The organism is Rhizobium sp. CSW-27 (assembly GCF_018760785.1).
Lineage (GTDB): Bacteria > Pseudomonadota > Alphaproteobacteria > Rhizobiales > Rhizobiaceae > Neorhizobium.
The window spans coordinates 220760-238050 of the sequence record NZ_JAHHZO010000002.1 but is presented as its reverse complement, the minus strand read 5'-3'; the positions used below and the strand labels follow the sequence as shown (position 1 = coordinate 238050).

Annotated in this window: 14 protein-coding genes; 2 read left to right on the top strand and 12 right to left on the bottom strand. The window is 63.5% G+C overall.

Translation table 11 applies throughout. The features are described 5' to 3' along the window. The first annotated feature begins 13 nt into the window (after nt 1-13). Nucleotides 14-805, top strand: a complete 792-nt coding sequence (gene nth / locus KLP42_RS04675) for an endonuclease III (RefSeq protein WP_215565031.1) — start codon at nt 14-16, stop codon at nt 803-805. Here nth and KLP42_RS04670 read toward each other — a convergent pair. The 12 genes from KLP42_RS04670 to KLP42_RS04615 form a co-directional block, all read right to left on the bottom strand. After that, entirely contained in the window at nt 758-1504 is a 747-nt protein-coding gene (locus KLP42_RS04670; RefSeq protein WP_215565030.1) for a sulfate transporter family protein, read from the bottom strand. The two genes, nth and KLP42_RS04670, sit on opposite strands and share 48 nt — an antisense overlap. A 282-nt stretch (nt 1505-1786) precedes the next feature. Further along, nucleotides 1787-3367, bottom strand: a complete 1581-nt coding sequence (locus tag KLP42_RS04665) for an FGGY-family carbohydrate kinase (RefSeq protein WP_215565029.1) — start codon at nt 3365-3367, stop codon at nt 1787-1789. A 54-nt stretch (nt 3368-3421) separates the two neighbouring features. Then, nucleotides 3422-4132, bottom strand: a complete 711-nt coding sequence (locus KLP42_RS04660) for an HAD family hydrolase (protein WP_215565028.1) — start codon at nt 4130-4132, stop codon at nt 3422-3424. A 9-nt stretch (nt 4133-4141) separates the two neighbouring features. Continuing rightward, nucleotides 4142-5623, bottom strand: a complete 1482-nt coding sequence (locus KLP42_RS04655) for a mannitol dehydrogenase family protein (RefSeq protein WP_215565027.1) — start codon at nt 5621-5623, stop codon at nt 4142-4144. A gap of 50 nt (nt 5624-5673) precedes the next feature. After that, nucleotides 5674-6450 (bottom strand): L-iditol 2-dehydrogenase, encoded by a 777-nt coding sequence (locus tag KLP42_RS04650; RefSeq protein WP_215565026.1) that lies wholly within the window; start codon nt 6448-6450, stop codon nt 5674-5676. Beyond that, entirely contained in the window at nt 6447-7445 is a 999-nt protein-coding gene (locus KLP42_RS04645; RefSeq protein WP_215565025.1) for an ABC transporter ATP-binding protein, read from the bottom strand. The genes KLP42_RS04650 and KLP42_RS04645 overlap by 4 nt, the downstream gene beginning before the upstream one ends. A 26-nt stretch (nt 7446-7471) precedes the next feature. Further along, nucleotides 7472-8302 carry a carbohydrate ABC transporter permease gene (locus KLP42_RS04640; RefSeq protein WP_215565024.1) on the bottom strand — a complete coding sequence of 277 codons (831 nt, stop codon included), beginning with the start codon at nt 8300-8302 and terminating at the stop codon, nt 7472-7474. A 4-nt stretch (nt 8303-8306) separates the two neighbouring features. Next, on the bottom strand, nt 8307-9179 hold the full coding sequence (locus KLP42_RS04635) for a carbohydrate ABC transporter permease (protein ID WP_215565023.1): 873 nt from the start codon (nt 9177-9179) through the stop codon (nt 8307-8309). 269 nt (nt 9180-9448) lie between these two features. Then, nucleotides 9449-10768: an ABC transporter substrate-binding protein gene (locus KLP42_RS04630; RefSeq protein ID WP_215565022.1), complete on the bottom strand. Its 1320-nt coding sequence runs from the start codon at nt 10766-10768 to the stop codon at nt 9449-9451. Nucleotides 10769-10914: 146 nt separating this feature from the next. Then, nucleotides 10915-11868, bottom strand: coding sequence for a sugar-binding transcriptional regulator (locus KLP42_RS04625; protein ID WP_215565021.1), 954 nt, complete (start codon nt 11866-11868; stop codon nt 10915-10917). 144 nt (nt 11869-12012) lie between these two features. After that, nucleotides 12013-13863 carry an ABC transporter ATP-binding protein gene (locus tag KLP42_RS04620; protein ID WP_215565020.1) on the bottom strand — a complete coding sequence of 617 codons (1851 nt, stop codon included), beginning with the start codon at nt 13861-13863 and terminating at the stop codon, nt 12013-12015. 42 nt (nt 13864-13905) lie between these two features. Further along, nucleotides 13906-15069, bottom strand: coding sequence for a M20 aminoacylase family protein (locus tag KLP42_RS04615; protein ID WP_215565019.1), 1164 nt, complete (start codon nt 15067-15069; stop codon nt 13906-13908). 312 nt (nt 15070-15381) lie between these two features. Here KLP42_RS04615 and KLP42_RS04610 point away from each other — a divergent pair, with 312 nt between their 5' ends. Continuing rightward, nucleotides 15382-17088, top strand: a complete 1707-nt coding sequence (locus KLP42_RS04610) for a peptide ABC transporter substrate-binding protein (protein WP_215565018.1) — start codon at nt 15382-15384, stop codon at nt 17086-17088. Nucleotides 17089-17291 lie beyond the last annotated feature (203 nt).

Below are 17291 nucleotides of genomic sequence, written 5' to 3'. Positions count from 1 at the left end.
CATAGAAGTGCATATGGCAACTGATAAACCGCAATCCCACATGCAAACTTCGCAAAAGTCAAATGGCGCGGCGAGAGGCCGCACCCGGCATGCCCGCAGCGCCTATACGAAGGCGGAGATGCAGGAGATCTTCCGACGCTTTTCGGTACAGCGGCCCGAGCCGAAGGGCGAACTGGAGCATGTGAACCCGTTTACGCTCGTCGTGGCGGTGGCGCTTTCGGCACAGGCAACGGATGTCGGTGTCAACCGCGCCACGCGCGGGCTGTTCCAGATCGCCGATACGCCGGAAAAGATGCTGGCGCTCGGCGAAGAGGGTGTCATTGAACACATCAAGACCATCGGGCTTTACCGCAACAAGGCAAAAAACGTCATCGCGCTGTCGAAGATGCTGATCGAGGAGTTCGGCAGCGAAGTGCCGAAGACGCGCGAGGAGCTGATGCGGCTGCCGGGCGTGGGGCGCAAGACGGCCAATGTGGTGATGTCCATGGCCTTCGGCATTCCGACGCTCGCCGTCGACACCCATGTCTTCCGCATCGCCAACCGGCTGAAGATGGCGCCGGGCACCACGCCGGATGCGGTGGAGGAGAACCTGCTGCGGGTCATCCCGAAGGAATATCTGTTCCACGCCCATCACTGGCTGATCCTGCACGGGCGCTACACCTGCAAGGCCCGCAAGCCGGAATGCGAACACTGCGTGATCGCCGATCTCTGTCGCTATCCGGCAAAAACCTGCGACGTGCCGGCGCCGCTGAAGGAACTACCCGCGCAGATGATCGGGGCGGCGGCGCTCTCCGAGGGCGAATGAGGGATCGCGGGCGCTGACCGCCTTGTGCAGATGCACCATCAGCCCGGCCGCAAACAGCGGCGTCAGCAGGTTGAGAATGGGAATGGCCAGGAAGCAGGCAATCAAAAGGCCGGCGAGAAACACCGTGCCCTTGTGCTTCTGGCGAAAGGCCTTGGCCTCTTCCGGCGGGCGAAAGCGCATGGCCGCGAACTCGAAGAATTCCCGCCCCAGCAGATAGCCGTTGACGAGGAAGAAGGCGACGAGATTGACGCCCGGCACCAGCAGCAGGAAAAGCGCCACCAGGTTACCGAGGATGACAACGCCGAGAAACTGCACCGATTCCAACAGCGCGCGCGCCATCGGCATGGCGGAACCGGGCGGATCGACCGGGTAGTCGCGCCTTTCCACCACTTCCGCCACGTCATCGAGGAACAGGCCGGCGATCAGCGCCGTGACCGGCGCGATCAGAAGCGCAAGGCCGAGCGCCAGTCCGATGCCGGCGGCGATGGCGAAGACGAAGCCCAGCCAGCCGGCCCAATCCGGCACCGTCGGCAGAAGGTCCGCGAAATAGGGCCAGACATAGCCGATGAACACCCCGCGCAGCGCAAGCCAGAGGCCGATCAGCACCAGGATCGTCAGACCCAGCACCTTCCAGAACACCCGGCGCGTTTCCGGCGCAAAGAGATTGACGAGGGAAAGGCGTGCGGCGTCGAGGATCATCAGAAGTCCGGCTCCGTAGGTCCAGAACGTTTCAGGCGGACACGCCCGAAACGCTCTGTCCGATTGTTTTGACGCAATTCCGGACGAAAGCCGGTTGCCGTTTTCGCCGGAATTGCTTTCCGCTCGATGTAGGTGCGGCAAACCGGCGGCACAAGGAGATGCTCGCGAGAGCATCGTGCAGACAACCGAAGCCGGCACGATGCACTCTATTTCTGTTTGCGCATCGCCTGTCTGCGCATCGGCTCTGTTTGAAAACCGGCTGCCACTTTTCGGTCCGAAGCTTTAGCGGATCGCTTCCAGCTCGGCCCGGTGGCGCTGCATGGCGAGAAAACGGCGATAGTCCCGCTCGTAGTGCGGATGCGCCCGTCCTTCCGGCTGGCGCACCGTGCCGCCCTGATCCATGGCGGCGGCGGCGCAGGCGAGGTCCGTGTGCAGGGCACCCGCCACCGAGGCGGCCATTGCTGTTCCCAGAAGCACGGCATCCGGCGCCGAAGGCAGCCGCACCGGATAACCGGTCACGTCGGCATAAAGCTCCACCAGATGCGGATTGAGCGCGTGACCGCCCGCCACATGCAGCATCTCCACCGCATGCCCGGCGGCCTTCATCGTTTCCAGTATGTGGCGGATGCCGAGTGCCAGCGCCACGCAGGTGCGCCAGTAGAGCTGGCAGAGCCCGTCGAAAGAGGTGTCGAGCGTCAGGCCCGAAATCGTGCCGGTGGCGCGCGGATCGGCCAGCGGCGCGCGATTGCCGTGGAAATCCGGCAGGATGTTCAGCCGCTCGCCCAGCCGATAGGGTTCCCCCTCGCGCAGCACGCGGATGCGGTCGATGATGCGCTGGTGGAGGATCGATGTCGGATCCCCGCCCGCAGCATGCATGCGCACCACATGATCGAGCAGCGCGCCGGCCGCCGACTGGCTGCCCTCGACCAGCCAGAGATCCGGCAAAAGCGCGCCGCGAAATGGCCCCCACAGGCTGTCGGTGAAGATCGGCGTGGCAGACAGCGCGACCAGGCAGCTGGAGGTTCCACCAACCAGCGCCAGATCTCCGCTTTCCCCCGCCCGGCCGACGGTGGTGCCGAGCGCGCCGAGCGCCCCCGCATAGGCATCGATGATGCCGGGCGCCACGAGGCAACCCGTGGTCAGGCCAAGCTCTGCGGCAGCCGTTTCGCTTAACCGGTCGACCAGACCGCCGACGGGCAGCGTCGTCAGCGGCAGGGCACCGCGCCCCACCACGTCGTCGAGCCCGGCCAGTGCCAGGAAATCCCGCTGCCAGCCGGCCGTTTCATGGGCAAGGAAGTTCCACTTGGCCGTCAGCGTGGAACGGGAGCGTGCCGTCGACCCCGTGGCGCGCCAGGTGAGGAAATCGGCGAGATCGAAGAAGTAGCCGGCCTTCTGCCAGCTGCGCGGCATGTGGCGCTTGATCCAGGCAAGCTTCGGCAGCTGCATTTCCGGCGACAAGGCGCCGCCGCAGAAATCCAGCACCGGATGGCGGCTGGCATTCAGCCGCTCGGCCTCTTCCACGGCACGGTGGTCGAGCCAGACGATCGTATCGAGACGATCATCACCGGTGGCGGACACGCTGAGCGGCTTGCCGTCCCGGTCGCGCAGCACCAGCGAACAGGTCGCGTCGAAGCCGAGACTTGCCACCTGGTCCGGTTTCACCCCGGCCTCCGCCATCGCGGCCCTCACCGCATGGCAGGTGGCGCGCCAGATGTCCTCGGAATCATGCTCGGCAATATGGTCGCCGTCGCGCCGCATCAGGATCGGATGACGGCTGCGCGCCAGAAGCCTGCCGTGACGGTTGAACACGCCCGCGCGTGCGCTGGTCGTTCCCACATCGACCGCCACCACCAGTTCCCGCATCAGGTCCTGTTTCCCATCCTTGAAGGATCACCGTTCGGGTTTGCCACCGGGCGCTCAAGGCGCCGCAACGGCCGGCCGGCCCGCAGGATCCGATATGTAGTTGGCAATAAGGTGGAGCAAATCCGGCATGGCGTCAAACACGACATTCGGCGAAAGCGCGGCGATTTCCGTCCGGTATTCCTCCCGGTCCGCATGCGATCCGCCGGTGAAGGCAAACACCGCCATGCCGGCGCGCTGCGCCGCCTGGATGCCGGCAGGGCTATCCTCGATGACGATGCAATCGACCGGATCCACTCCCATTTCACGAGCGGCATGCAGGAAGAGATCCGGCGCCGGCTTGCCGTTTGCCACCATGGTGGCGCTGTAGACATGCGGTTCGAAGAAGCCGAGAAGCCCGGTGAGACCGAGCGACAGACGGATGCGCTCCGGCTGGCTGGAGGATGCCACGCAGCAGCGCCAGGGCATGGCGGAGAGCGCATCCGCAATCCCCTTGATCGGCTGGAGATCCGCTTCGAAGCTGCGATAGAGATCCTGGCGCATGCGCTCCAGGAAGGCGGCATCCGCATGGATGCCGAAATCCGCGTCCAGCACCGACACCATATGCGCCATGCTGCGGCCAAGGAAGCGCTGGTAGGCCTGCTGCTCGCCAAGTTCACCGCCGTTCGCCTTCACCGCATCGATAAGAACGCGGATGGACAAGGGCTCGCTGTCTACCAGCACGCCGTCGCAGTCGAAGATCACCAGGGGTTGCCGCATCTGTTCCATGGCATGACTCTAGCCCGCCAGACGGTCATCAAGATAGAGCTGCAGCGTGCGGGCGGTCCCCTCCGTCCACAGGGTTTCAAGCGCATGCGCAAAGCGGTTGCGGAAATGTTGCGAACCGGACACGGCACCGAAGATCTCGTCGAAGGCGAGGAAGGCCGCCGGATCCTGACGCGCCTGAAGCGCCGCCGCCTGCAGCTTCTCGGCACTCGCATCGTTGAAGACAATCGCCTTGCCGCTGTCGCTGGTGCCGGCAAAGTAGCGGCACCACAGAGCCGAGACGAGCGACAGGCCGACGATATCCTCGCCGCGGGCCAGCCGGTCGGCGGTGGAGGGCAGGATGAATTTCGGCTGGCGGTTCGAACCGTCCTGCGCCAGACGCGGAATCGTGTCGCCGATCTTCGGATTGAGGAAGCGCCGCTCGATCAGTTCGAAATAGGCGTTGAGATCGGTATCCGGCACCGGCGGCACGATCGGGATGATTTCTTCCTTCTCGAGCTTGGCGAGGAAGGCGCGGATCAGCGGATGCTCCATCGCCTCATGCACGAAATGGATATCGAGAAGTGCCGCCGGATAGGCGATCGCCGCATGGCCGCCGTTCAGGATGCGGATCTTCATCAGTTCGTAGGGGGCGACATCCGGCACGAACTGCACGCCGGCCCGCTCCAGAAGCGGGCGGCCGGCCGGGAAGCGGTCTTCCATCACCCACTGCTTGAATTCCTCGCAGAATACCGGCCAGTTGTCCTCAACCCCGAAATCCTGTGCCAGAATGTCGATCTCGCGGCTGCCGGTGGCCGGCGTAATACGGTCGACCATGGAATTCGGGAAGCTGACGTTCTCGTGGATCCAGTCGGCAAAAGCCGGATCGGAGAGACGGGCGAGCCCGCAGACCGTATTTTCCGTCACGTGGCCATTGCCGGGAATGTTGTCGCAGGACATCACGGTGAAGGGCGCAATGCCCTTGTCGCGGCGTGCCTTCAGCCCCGCGATGATCAGCCCGAACACCGTTTTCGGCTGGTCAGGCGTTGCGGCATCGGCCTGGATGGCGGGATGGGCCGGGTTGAAATGCCCTTCCGCATCGATGAAATAGCCGCCCTCGGTGATCGTCATCGAGACGATGCGGATCTTCGGGTCGCCGAGGGCCGCAATGATCGCACCCGCATCGCCGACCGGCAGGATGTCGATCATCGGCGCGGTGACGCGCGCGGCGGTGCGGTTGTTGTCCTGCTCCACCACCGTCGTCAGGAAATCCTGTGCCGCAAGCTTGTCGCGCATGGCCTGGTCGGAGGGCAGAACGCCGGCGCCAACGATGCCCCAGTCGTGGTCCAGTCCCTCGTTGAAGAGATCGTCCAGATAGACCGCCTGATGGGCACGGTGAAAATTGCCGACGCCGAAATGTAGGATGCCCGGCGACAGCGTCTTCTGGTCATAGGCCGGCACGGCCGCCGTGGCGGCGATCTCGGACAGGGTGGCGCGGGAAAGCTTGATGGTCATGGGGTCACGTCCTGAAAAGTGAACGGCAGAAACGGGTCGGAGGCTCCAACTCAGCTCATCCAGTTGCCGCCATCGACATTGTAGGTCTGGGCGACGATGTATTGGGCCTCGGTGGAGGCAAGGAACACGGCCATGCCGGTCAGATCCTCGGCCGTGCCCATGCGGCCAAAGGGAACGGCCTCACCGACGAGGCGCTTCTTTTCGCCGAGAGGGCGGTTCTCGTAGCGGGCAAACAGCGCATCCACGCCATCCCAGTGTTCGCCGTCCACCACGCCGGGCGCAATCGCGTTGACATTGATGCCGTGCTTGATGAGATCGAGCCCCGCCGACTGGGTGAGCGAGATGATCGCCGCCTTGGTGGCGCAGTAGATGGCCACCAGCGCTTCGCCGCGCCGGCCCGCCTGGCTTGCCATGTTGATGATCTTGCCACCCTTACCGCGCGCGATCATGGAGCGCGCGGCCGCCTGCAGCATGAACAGGGAGCCTGCGACATTGATCGAGAACAGCCGCTCGTAGCTGTCGCGGGAAATCTCGACGATCGGCGCCATGTCGAAGAGTGCGGCATTGTTGATGAGAATGTCGACGCCGCCCGTCTTCTCCTCGACCGCGCGGATCGCCGCATCGATGGACGCCTGCTGCGTCACGTCGAGTTCCACCGCATAGGCTTTCGGCCCGATCTCGTCCGCCGTCTGGCGCGCGCGCGCGAGGTTGATGTCGGCGATAGCGACGGTGGCGCCCTCCCGCACATAGGCCTCCGCGAAGGCGCGGCCGATGCCGCGGGCAGCACCGGTGATGATGGCGGATTTGTCCTGCAGTCTGCCGGTCATAGGGCCAGTCCCTTGTCGTCGAAGCGGTGCAGCTTGGTTTCGTCAGGCGTGAGGAACACGCGGTCGCCATGCCGGCAGCCGAATTCGCCGCCGGCGCGCACGGTGACGGTGCCGATGCCGGAGACCTCCACATGCATGAAGGTGTCGGAGCCGAGATGTTCGGCGATGGTGACGACACCCTCCCAGGTGCCTGCCTCGCGCGACAGACCGATATGTTCCGGCCGGATACCGGCCGTCTTTGCCCCCTTCGTGCGGGCATAATCGCCCTCGATGAGGTTCATGCGCGGCGAACCGATGAAGCCGGCGACGAAGAGATTGGCGGGCTTGCGGTAGAGATCGAGCGGCGAGCCGACCTGTTCGATGCGGCCGCGGTTCAGCACCACGATCTTGTCGGCCATGGTCATGGCCTCCACCTGGTCGTGGGTCACGTAGATCATCGTCGTCTTCAGCGTCTGGTGCAGCTCGCTGATTTCGAGGCGCATGTTGACGCGCAGCGCGGCATCGAGGTTCGACAGCGGCTCGTCGAACAGGAAGGCCTTCGGCTGGCGCACGATGGCGCGGCCGATCGCCACGCGCTGGCGCTGGCCACCGGAGAGCTGGCGCGGCTTGCGGTCGAGATAATCGGTGAGGTTCAGCACACGCGCCGCATCCGCCACCTTGCGGTCGATCTCCGCCTTGTCGATGTTGGCCATCTTCAGCGGAAAGGCGATGTTGGAGCGCACGCTCATATGCGGGTAGAGCGCATAGGACTGGAAGACCATGGCCAGCCCGCGTTTTGCGGGCGCAGCCTCCGTCGCGTCCTGCCCGTCGATGACGATCTGGCCGCCGGAGACATCCTCCAGCCCGGCAATCAATCGTAGCAGCGTGGATTTTCCGCAGCCGGACGGGCCGACGAACACGACGAATTCGCCGTCATTGATGTCGAGATCGATCGAGGGGATGACCTTCGCTTCGCCGAAGACCTTGGAGACATTGCGCAGGGTGATACTGCCCATCTTCGTTTTCCTTTTGTATCCGCTGCCTATTTCACCGCGCCGAAGGTCAGGCCGCGCACGAGCTGCTTCTGGCTGAACCAGCCGAGGATCAGGATCGGGGCGATCGCCATGGTCGAGGCGGCCGAGAGCTTGGCGTAGAAGAGACCTTCCGGGCTGGAATAGGAGGCGATGAAGGTTGTCAGGGGTGCGGCCTTCGACGTGGTGAGGTTCAGCGTCCAGAAGGCCTCGTTCCAGGCGAGAATGATGTTGAGGAGCAGCGTCGAGGCGATGCCGGGCACCGCCATCGGCGTCAGCACGTAGACGATTTCCTTGGCAAGCGAGGCTCCGTCCATCCGGGCTGCCTCGAGGATCTCGCCGGGGATTTCCTTGAAGTAGGTGTAGAGCATCCACACGATGATCGGCAGGTTGATCAGCGTCAGCACGATCACGAGCCCGATGCGGCTGTCGAGCAGGCCCATGTCGCGAAAGATCAGGTAGACCGGGATCAGCGCGCCGACCGGCGGCATCATCTTGGTGGAGAGCATCCACATCAGGACGTCCTTCGTCCGCCTGGTCGGCGAAAAGGCCATGGCCCAGGCAGACGGGATGGCGATCAGAAGCCCGAGCAGTGTCGAGCCGACCGACATGATCACCGAGTTCCAGAAGTGCAGGGCATAATCCGAACGGCTCTGCACCTCGGTGTAGTTTTCCGTCGTCCAGTGGAAGAACAGGAAGACTGGCGGCGAGGCGATTGCGTCACCTTCCGATTTGAAGCTGGTGAGGACCGTCCAGAGGATCGGGAAGAAGATCAGCAAACCGAGCGTCCAGGCGATCGCCGTCATGACGAGTTTTCGTTTTGTGGAAACCTTGCGTGCCATGGTGTCAGGCCTCCAGATTCTTGCCGATGAGGCGCACGAGGAAGATGGCCACGATGTTGGCGAGGATGACCGCCACGATGCCGCCGGCGGATGCCCCGCCGATATCGAACTGCAAAAGCGCCTGGGCATAGACGAGATAGGTGAGGTTCGTGCTCTGCGTGCCCGGCCCGCCATTGGTGGTGACGAGGATCTCCGCGAAGACGGAGAGCAGGAAGATGGTTTCGATCAGGATGACGACGGTGATGGCGCGTGCCATGTGCGGCAGCACGATGTAGATGAAGCGCGAGACGAACCCGGCGCCATCCATTTCCGCGGCTTCCTTCTGCTCCTCGTCGAGTGATTGCAGCGCGGTCAGCATGATCAGCGTCGCAAAGGGCAGCCACTGCCAGGCGACGATGATGATGACCGAGAGCAGCGGAATGGTCGCCAGAAAATCGACAGGCTGAAAGCCGAGGCTGCGGGCGATCCAGGCAAGCAGGCCGTTCACCGGGTTCATGAACATGTTCTTCCACACCAGGGCCGACACGGTCGGCATGACGAAGAAGGGCGCAATCACCAGGATGCGCACGATGCCCTGCCCGAAGATCGGCTGGTCGAGCAGCAGCGCAAAGGCGATGCCGCCGATGATGGTGATGGCGAGCACGCCGCCGACCAGCAGCAGCGTATTGGTCAGCGCATCGAAGAAAGCGGGGTCGCTGAGGAAGAAGGAATAGTTCAGGAAGCCCGTGAACTCTTCCATGCCCGGCATCAGCAGATTGTAGCGCAGGAAGGAGAAATAGATGGTCATGCCGAGCGGCACGATCATCCAGGCAAACAGCAGGATGACGGAGGGTGCCATCATCAGGCGTGCTGCCGAACGGGTGTGGGTCGTCGCCATGGAAGCCCGCCTCTTGTTTTGTTGAACTTAGTCAGAACCTCCCCCTCTGGCTGCCGCCATCTCCCCCACAAGGGGGGAGAAACCTCGCGGCATCCGCCTGCCCCAAACGGAGAAGTGCGGTGAGTGCTGCGGGTTAAGCCCCTCCCCCTTGTGGGGAGGGGTTGGGGAGGGGTCTTCTCTGCAAAACCAGGATCTTTGCCGGTCCCCTCTCCCCGTTCACGGGGAGAGGGCTAGGGTGAGGGGCAAGCGCCCCCTCCAGCCCGGTAGTCTTACTTCTTCGGATAGCCCGCCTTTGCCATTTCGCGCTCGGTCAGCTGCTGCGCGTTCTTCAGCGCCTGATCGACCGAGACCTGGCCGGCAAGGGCTGCGGAGAACTGCTGGCCGACCGCCGTGCCGATGCCCTGGAACTCCGGGATCGCCACATACTGCACGCCTTCATAGGGCACGGGCTTCACCGTCGGGTGCTTCGGGTCGGCGCTGTTGATCGAGTCGATCGTCATCTTCGCGAAGGAGGCGGCCTTCTGGTATTCCGGGTTCTGGTAGAGCGAGGTGCGCGTGCCCGGAGGAACATTGGCCCAGCCATCCTTTTCCGCGACGAGGTTCAGATAGTCCTTGCTGGTTGCCCAGGCGATGAACTTCTCTGCCGCCTCGACCTTCTTGGAGCCGGCCGGAATGGCGAGGTTCCAGGACCACAGCCAGTTGCCGCGCTTGCCAAGCCCGTTGTCCGGCGCGAGCGCAAAGCCCACCTGATCGGCAACCTTGGATTCCTTCGGATTGGTGACGAAGGAGGCCGCAACGGTCGCGTCGATCCACATGCCGCACTTGCCGGTCTGGAAGAGTGCCAGGTTCTCGTTGAAGCCGTTGGAGGAGGCGCCCGGAGGGCCGGCGTCCTTCATCAGCTTGACGTAGAAGTCGAGCGTGTTCTTCCATTCGGGCTGATCGAACTGCGGCTTCCAGTTCTCGTCGAACCAGCGGGCGCCGAAGGAATTGGCGGTCGCCGTCAGGAAGGCCATGTTCTCGCCCCAGCCGGCCTTGCCGCGCAGGCAGATGCCGTAGGTCTCGGAGCCCTTGTCGGTGATCTTGCGGGCGGCGTCGGCAATGAAGTCCCAGGTCGGCTTTTCCGGCATCTTCAGGCCGGCCTTGTCGAACAGGTCCTTGCGATACATCACCATCGAGCTTTCGCCGTAGAAGGGCGCGGCATAGAGCTTGCCGTCCACCGTCAGGCCGGAGCGGATCGGCGGAAGCAGATCGTTGGCGTCATACTTTGCATCGCTGGTCAACTTGTCCAGCGGTGCCAGCCAGCCCTGCTTGCCCCAGATCGGCGTCTCGTAGATGCCGATGGTCATGATGTCGTACTGGCCGCTCTTGGTGGCAATGTCCGTGGTCACGCGCTGGCGCAGCACGTTTTCTTCCAGCGTCACCCACTGCAGGTCGATGCCCGGATTCTTCGCCTTGAAGTCATCGGTCAGCTTCTGCATGCGGATCATGTCGCCATTGTTGACGGTCGCAATGGTCAGCGTCTCGGCCGAGGCAATACCGGACAGGGCCAGCGCAGAAACTGCGCCGAGCAAAATGGTCTTCAATGTCATCTCTTCCTCCCAGAAGATCGAAAACGAGCATTCGCTTTGCTCGCGGGCAATTACTCATTTAATGCCGACAAATGTCAAGCAGCATTCGTCGCTGCAGCGCAGCGACGACCGGTCAAGCTTTTGATTTTAAGATAAAATTATTTTGCTCAGACTGAGAGCATATGCTCAGCAGTCCGCTCATCGGTGATGAGACCGTTGATCATGCGGCCGCGCAGGGCCGCCGCGAGCGCGGTTTCCTTGCGCCGCCCCAGCGCCACGCCGATGACGACGCCGCGATCGCGCGGCGGGATCGGCACGCTGGCAACGCGGTCGTTGACGGGGTTGTCGAGCAGCCTTCCGTCATGGTCATACATCCAGCCGCAGATCTCGCCGGCAGCTCCCGCCTGCATCAGCGCCGACATCTCGTCGGGCGCCAGGAAGCCGTCGAGGCAAAGCGGCGCATCAGCGCCGAGCTCGCCGACGCCGACAAAGGTGACATTGGCCGTCGCCCCCAGTGTCAGCGTGGATTTGACGATCGGCTGGCCGTGCAGCAGGTCACGCTCCTCCGCGGACGAGCAGAGAACCGGCAGCGGCATGGGGAAATGCCGCGCCTTGATGGCATCGGCCATCGAGAAGATGACGTTGTAATAGGCCGCCGATCCGTCGGGGGCGATGTTACCGGTCAGCGAGACGATGCGGTGCTGCGGGCATTCCATCGGCGGCAGCTGGTCCACCGCCGCCTTCAGCGTGCGGCCGGTGCCGATGGCCAGCACGATCGGCTCCGGGCTCTTCAGCCATCGCTCGATTTCGGCTGCTGCCGCCTCGGCGATACCAACCGTCGAGGACGTGCCGGCGGGATCGGACGGCACGACGTCCGCATGCTTCAGGTCGAATTTTTCGCGCAAAGCCAGGGAAAGCTCAAGGCAGGCGGAGATGGGATGATCGAGCCGGACCTTGATCAGCCGTTCCGCCACGGCAAGCGAGACGAGGCGCTGCGCGGACTGGCGCGAAATGCCCATGGCGGCGGCGATTTCATCCTGCGTGCGTCCGGCGACGTAATACAGCCAGCCGGCGCGCGCGGCATCATCCAGTCGTCCCTGCGTGTCACTGCGTCTTGCCATCGACCACCCTTGAAGCCAGATCCTGCTTCGGTTGCTGCCATGACTGGCCGGGAGCTGTCAAATCACGCCCGGAACGGAAAAGGCCCGGCGACAGCAGAACTGCCGCCGGGCCACATCACGCTCCGAAACAAAGGCTTTCCCGCCTCAGGCTTCCACCTGCACCATATGGCCGGGCGAAACCTCGCGATACTGGCGCTGCGGCGGCACATAGCCTGCCGCCCGCACCGGGCTCTTGATCTCGTCGGTCGACAGGTTGCGCTTGATGCTGCGGCGCGCCGGATCCGGTACGGGAACCGCCGCCATCAGCTTTTTCGTGTAGGAATGCTGCGGATTGTCGAACACGGCGGCACGCGGACCGATCTCGACGATCTCGCCAAGATACATCACCGCCACCCGATGGCTCACCCGCTCCACGACAGCCATGTCGTGGCTGATGAACAGGTAGGCGAGCTTCAGGCTCTGCTGCAGGTCGAGCAGCAGGTTGCAGACCTGCGCCTTGATCGACACGTCGAGCGCCGAGACCGCCTCGTCCGCCACGATCACCTTCGGATCGAGCATCAGGGCGCGCGCAATCGCCACGCGCTGGCGCTGGCCGCCGGAAAACTCGTGCGGATAGCGCCGCATCATGTCCGGCGACAGCCCCACCTTGGCCAGCAGGTCGGCGGCCTTTTCCCTGGCTTGCTTCTTCGAGCCCAGCCGGTGCTCGATGAACGGCTCCATCACCGCCGACCCGACGCTCATGCGCGGATTGAGGCTGGCAAAGGGATCCTGGAACACCATCTGGATCGAGCGGCGCATGGTGCGCAGCGTCGAACGGTCGAGGTTCATCACGTCGTAGCCGTCGAGCGTCACCTTGCCGCTGTCGGGTTCGACGAGACGGGTGACGGAGCGGCCCGTGGTGGACTTGCCGCAGCCGGATTCGCCAACCAGCGACAGGGTCTCGCCCTCGAACAGCTGGAAGGAAACATTCTCCACCGCATGCACCGCGCCCGTCTGGCGGCCGAGAATGCCGGAGCGGATGGCAAAGCGGGTCGTCAGGTCCTTGACATCGAGGATCGGCGTCTTGCCCTTGGCCACGGTATCGGTCACCGTTTCCAGCGGCTGCGCCTCGCCCGATTGCACGTCGATGATGGGAAAACGCAGCGGAAGCGCGCTGTCCTTCATCGATCCCAGCCGCGGCACCGCCGCAAGAAGGGCGCGCGTATAGGGGTGCTGGCCGCGATGGAAGATGTCGGCCGTGGCACCTGTCTCCACCTGCTCGCCGCGAAACATCACGATGGTGCGGTCGGCGATTTCCGCCACCACGCCCATGTCATGGGTGATGAAGAGCACCGACATGCCCTCCTCATCCTGCAGTTCCTTGATGAGATCGAGGATCTGGCCCTGGATCGTCACGTCGAGCGCAGTGGTCGGCTCGTCGGCGATCAGAAGTTTTGGCCTGGAGGCGAGCGCCATGGCGATCATCACGCGCTGGCGCATGCCGCCGGAAAACTGATGCGGATATTCGTCGAAGCGACCCTTGGCATTCGGGATGCGCACCTTGTCGAGAAGCCGCAGCACCTCCGTCTTGGCCTCGGCGGCCGAGATGTTCTGGTGCACCGTCAGCGCCTCGGCGATCTGCTTGCCGATCGGGAAGATCGGGTTGAGCGAGGTCATCGGCTCCTGGAAGATCATCGAGATATCGTTGCCGCGCACCTGGCGCATCTGCTCTTCCGGCAGGGCGATCAGATCGCGGCCGCCGAGCATGACCCTGCCCTCGATGCGGCTGGAATTCTTCGGCAGCAGCCGCATGATGGAGAGCGAGGTGACGCTCTTGCCCGAGCCGGATTCACCGACGATCGCCACCGTTTCGCGGGGCGCAATCGAGAAGTTCATGTTGCGCACGACCGACTTCCACTCGTCGTTGACGCGGAAGGAAGTGGTCAGATTCTCGACCGAAAGCACGGGGGTCACCGCTCCTCCAGTCTGTTCCGAAAGCGTTGCGGAAAGAAGCACGGGTTTCTCCTTGTCTGGCGCAAATTGTCTGTCGCGAACCGATCAGGCCGCAAGCGCGGTTTCGGCCAGCGTCACCCAGTAGCTGATCCCGTAGGGAATGGCCTCGTCATTGAAATCATAGGCCGGATGGTGGAGATTGGCCGTCTCGCCGACGCCAAGGAAGATGAAGGCGCCAGGCCGGGCTTCCAGCATGTAGGAAAAATCTTCCGCGCCCATCTTCGGCGGCGCATTGGTTTCGACGCGGGTATTGCCAACCACCTGGGCTGCAACGGAGGCGGCGAAATCGGTCTGCTGCGGATGGTTGACCGTGACCGGATAGCCGCGATGGTAATGCACCTCGGCCACCGCGCCATGCGCCATCGCGGTGCCCTGCGCCACCTCGACAAGCCGCCTGGCCGCCAGCTCGCGCACCTCCGGATCGAGTGTGCGTACCGTGCCGGTCAGCTTCACCTCCATCGGGATGACGTTGTAGGCATCGCCGCCATGGGTGGTGGTGACCGACACGACCACCGATTTCAGCGGATCCGTTTCGCGCGAGGCGATCGACTGCAGCGCGATGATCACATGCGCAGAGGTCAGCACCGGATCGACCGAAAGATGCGGCTGGGCGGCATGGCTGCCCTTGCCCTTGATGATGATGTCGAAACTGTCGGCCGCCGCCATCAGGCCACCCTTGCGCAGCGAGAAGTCGCCGAGCGCCAGCCCCGGCGCATTGTGCATGCCGTAGACCTCCTTGATGGAATATTTCTCCATCATGCCGTCCTGGACCATCGCAAGGCCGCCGCCGCCGCCCTCTTCCGCCGGCTGGAAGATCACCGCGACGGAGCCTGCGAAGCGACGGGTCTCGCACAGATACTGCGCGGCACCCAGCAGCATGGCCGTGTGCCCGTCATGGCCGCAGGAATGCGCCTTGCCCGGATTCTTCGAGGCCCAGGCCTTGCCGGTATCCTCCATGATCGGCAGGGCATCCATGTCGGCGCGCATGCCGATCACCGGGCCATCGCCGAGCGACCCCTTGATGATGCCGACGACGCCCGTCTTGCCGATGCCGGTCTCCACGATGTCGCACCCGAAGGCCTTCAGCTTCTCCGTCACGAAGGCGGCGGTGTGGTGGACATCGAACAGAAGCTCCGGGTTTTCATGGAGATGACGTCTCCAAGCCGCGACTTCGTCCTGCATTTCGGCGGCCCGATTGAGAACTGGCATTGATGCAACCTCGTTATATTTCAGCTGTTTCCCTTTTGGTTGGGCGGGATATTGCGCTGTCCCGCCACGTTTTTGCAAGCTTCAATTTTCATTCTTGAACGCAAAATAGGCCTGTGCTTAAGTGGCCCAAATTTTGATCAGGCAGGCCCTGCCGGACGCGATGCAATCCGCCAAGCATCGGACAGAATTGAGAAATTTTCATCGGTTGCGCATAAAGGGCAAGCCCGGCTGCGCCGGAGACGTTACACAATGCCCGCACGCGCCAGCCGGTTCGGCCAATCCCAGACACTCCTTCGGACAAGGCGACGGATAATGACCAACAAGATGCTTCTGCTGGCGGCCACGGTGGCCGGCCTCAGCCTGACAACGACGCCCTCCCATGCCGCACGCGGCAGTGACGGCGAGGTGAGGATCCTGTTCTGGCAGGCCGTTTCCAGCATGAACCCCTATCTTTCGGGCGGCAGCAAGGAAGTCTATGCCGCGTCCATCGTCATCGAGCCGCTGGCGGGCTTCGACGAAAAGGGCAACATGTTTCCGCGTCTGGCCGCGAACATTCCGACCAAGGCGAACGGCGGCGTTTCCGCCGACGGCCTCTCCATCACCTGGAAGCTCAAGGATGGCCTCAAGTGGTCGGACGGCAGCGAGGTGACCGCCGAGGACGTGGCCTTCACCTGGCAATATTGCACCGCGCCTGGCGGCGGCTGCGCCCAGAAGGCCAAGTTCGACGGCGTGGCCAAGGTCGAGGCGATCGACCGGCTGACCGCCAGGGTGACGTTCGAAAAGCCCTCTCCCTATCCTTACGGCCCCTTCGTCGGTGCGCTGTCGCCGATCATCCAGAAGGCGCAGTTCAAGGATTGCCTGGGCGACAGGGCACCGCAATGCACGGCCGCCAATTTCGGCCCGATCGGCACCGGCCCCTTCGTCGTGAAGGATTTCAAGGCCAATGACGTGGTCACCTTCGCAGCCAACCCGAATTATCGTGATCCCGCCAGGCCGGCCTTCGCCTCCGTGACCCTGAAGGGTGGCGGCGATGCGGCATCGGCAGCCCGCGCGGTGCTGGAAACCGGCGAATACGATTTTGCCTGGAACACGGTGGTCGAGCCGGAAGTGATGGACGCCATGCTGAAGGCCGGCAAGGGCCAGATCGCCAGCGCCTTCAGCACCACGGTCGAGCGCATCCATCTCAACCCCTTCGCGGTCGATCCGTCGCTGGGCGCTGCGCGTTCGACGAAGGAGGCCGGGCCGCATCCGGCCCTTTCCGACCCGGCGGTGCGCCGCGCGCTGTCGCTTGCCATCGACCGCGACATCCTGGTGGAAGCCGGCTATGGCGCCGGCGGCAAGCCCACCTGCAACGTCATTCCCAGCCCGGAGGACTTTGCCTCCACCGGCGTCGACTGGTGCCTGAAGCAGGATCTGGCCGCCGCCAACAAGCTGCTGGATGACGCCGGCTGGAAGAAGGGAGCCGATGGCATCCGCACCAAGAACGGCGTGAAGCTTTCCTTCCTCTACCAGACCTCGACCAATTCGGTCCGCCAGGGCACGCAGCAGCTGGTGAAGGAATGGTGGAAGGAGATCGGCGTCGAAACGGAGCTGCGCAACATTCCCGCCTCCGTCTACTTCGGCAGCGATCCGGCAAGCCCGGATACCTACAAGAAATTCTTTGCCGACGTGGAAATGTATGCCTCCGGCTTCGAGACCACCGATCCGGCCAAGTTCCTCGCCGATTTCCGGTGCGACAAGATCCCCTCGCCGGCCGATGGCTGGCAGGGAGGCAATGTGGCGCGCTTCTGCGACCCGGCCTATGACGCGCTGGTCGGCGAGCTGAACAATGCCGAAGGCCGCGAGAAGCGCGGCGCCATCATCAAGAAGCTGAACGACATGCTGGTCAACGGCGGCTATATCCTGCCCCTCGTCGTGCGCGGCGAACCCTCTGCGATTTCCAACACGCTTGTCGATGCCAAGATCAATCCCTGGGACACCCAGCTGTGGAACATCGACGCGTGGCACCGGGCGAAGTGAAGCTCAATCCGGAAAACAATCGAACCGCGTCAAGGGGTTAGCACAGGTTTTCCGGACAATGCGCCCTTCACGACAATGCGTGAAGGGCGACAAAACTCCGGCTTGAACGTAAAATAGGCCTGTGCTTAGATGGATTAAATTTTGATCAAAGCAGCCGCAAGAGCCGAACACGGCCGGTGGCGAACTGCGGATGACGGGAGACG

Excerpts from the sequence above, each read along its gene's own strand:
- KLP42_RS04640 (WP_215565024.1), bottom strand. The coding sequence starts at position 8,302 with ATGGCACGCAAGGTTTCCACAAAACGAAAACTCGTCATGACGGCGATC.
- KLP42_RS04645 (WP_215565025.1), bottom strand. The coding sequence starts at position 7,445 with ATGGGCAGTATCACCCTGCGCAATGTCTCCAAGGTCTTCGGCGAAGCG.
- KLP42_RS04630 (WP_215565022.1), bottom strand. The coding sequence starts at position 10,768 with ATGACATTGAAGACCATTTTGCTCGGCGCAGTTTCTGCGCTGGCCCTG.
- KLP42_RS04610 (WP_215565018.1), top strand. The coding sequence starts at position 15,382 with ATGACCAACAAGATGCTTCTGCTGGCGGCCACGGTGGCCGGCCTCAGC.
- KLP42_RS04625 (WP_215565021.1), bottom strand. The coding sequence starts at position 11,868 with ATGGCAAGACGCAGTGACACGCAGGGACGACTGGATGATGCCGCGCGC.
- KLP42_RS04635 (WP_215565023.1), bottom strand. The coding sequence starts at position 9,179 with ATGGCGACGACCCACACCCGTTCGGCAGCACGCCTGATGATGGCACCC.
- KLP42_RS04650 (WP_215565026.1), bottom strand. The coding sequence starts at position 6,450 with ATGACCGGCAGACTGCAGGACAAATCCGCCATCATCACCGGTGCTGCC.
- KLP42_RS04665 (WP_215565029.1), bottom strand. The coding sequence starts at position 3,367 with ATGCGGGAACTGGTGGTGGCGGTCGATGTGGGAACGACCAGCGCACGC.
- KLP42_RS04660 (WP_215565028.1), bottom strand. The coding sequence starts at position 4,132 with ATGGAACAGATGCGGCAACCCCTGGTGATCTTCGACTGCGACGGCGTG.
- nth (WP_215565031.1), top strand. The coding sequence starts at position 14 with ATGGCAACTGATAAACCGCAATCCCACATGCAAACTTCGCAAAAGTCA.
- KLP42_RS04670 (WP_215565030.1), bottom strand. The coding sequence starts at position 1,504 with ATGATCCTCGACGCCGCACGCCTTTCCCTCGTCAATCTCTTTGCGCCG.
- KLP42_RS04655 (WP_215565027.1), bottom strand. The coding sequence starts at position 5,623 with ATGACCATCAAGCTTTCCCGCGCCACCCTGTCCGAGATCGCCGCCACG.
- KLP42_RS04615 (WP_215565019.1), bottom strand. The coding sequence starts at position 15,069 with ATGCCAGTTCTCAATCGGGCCGCCGAAATGCAGGACGAAGTCGCGGCT.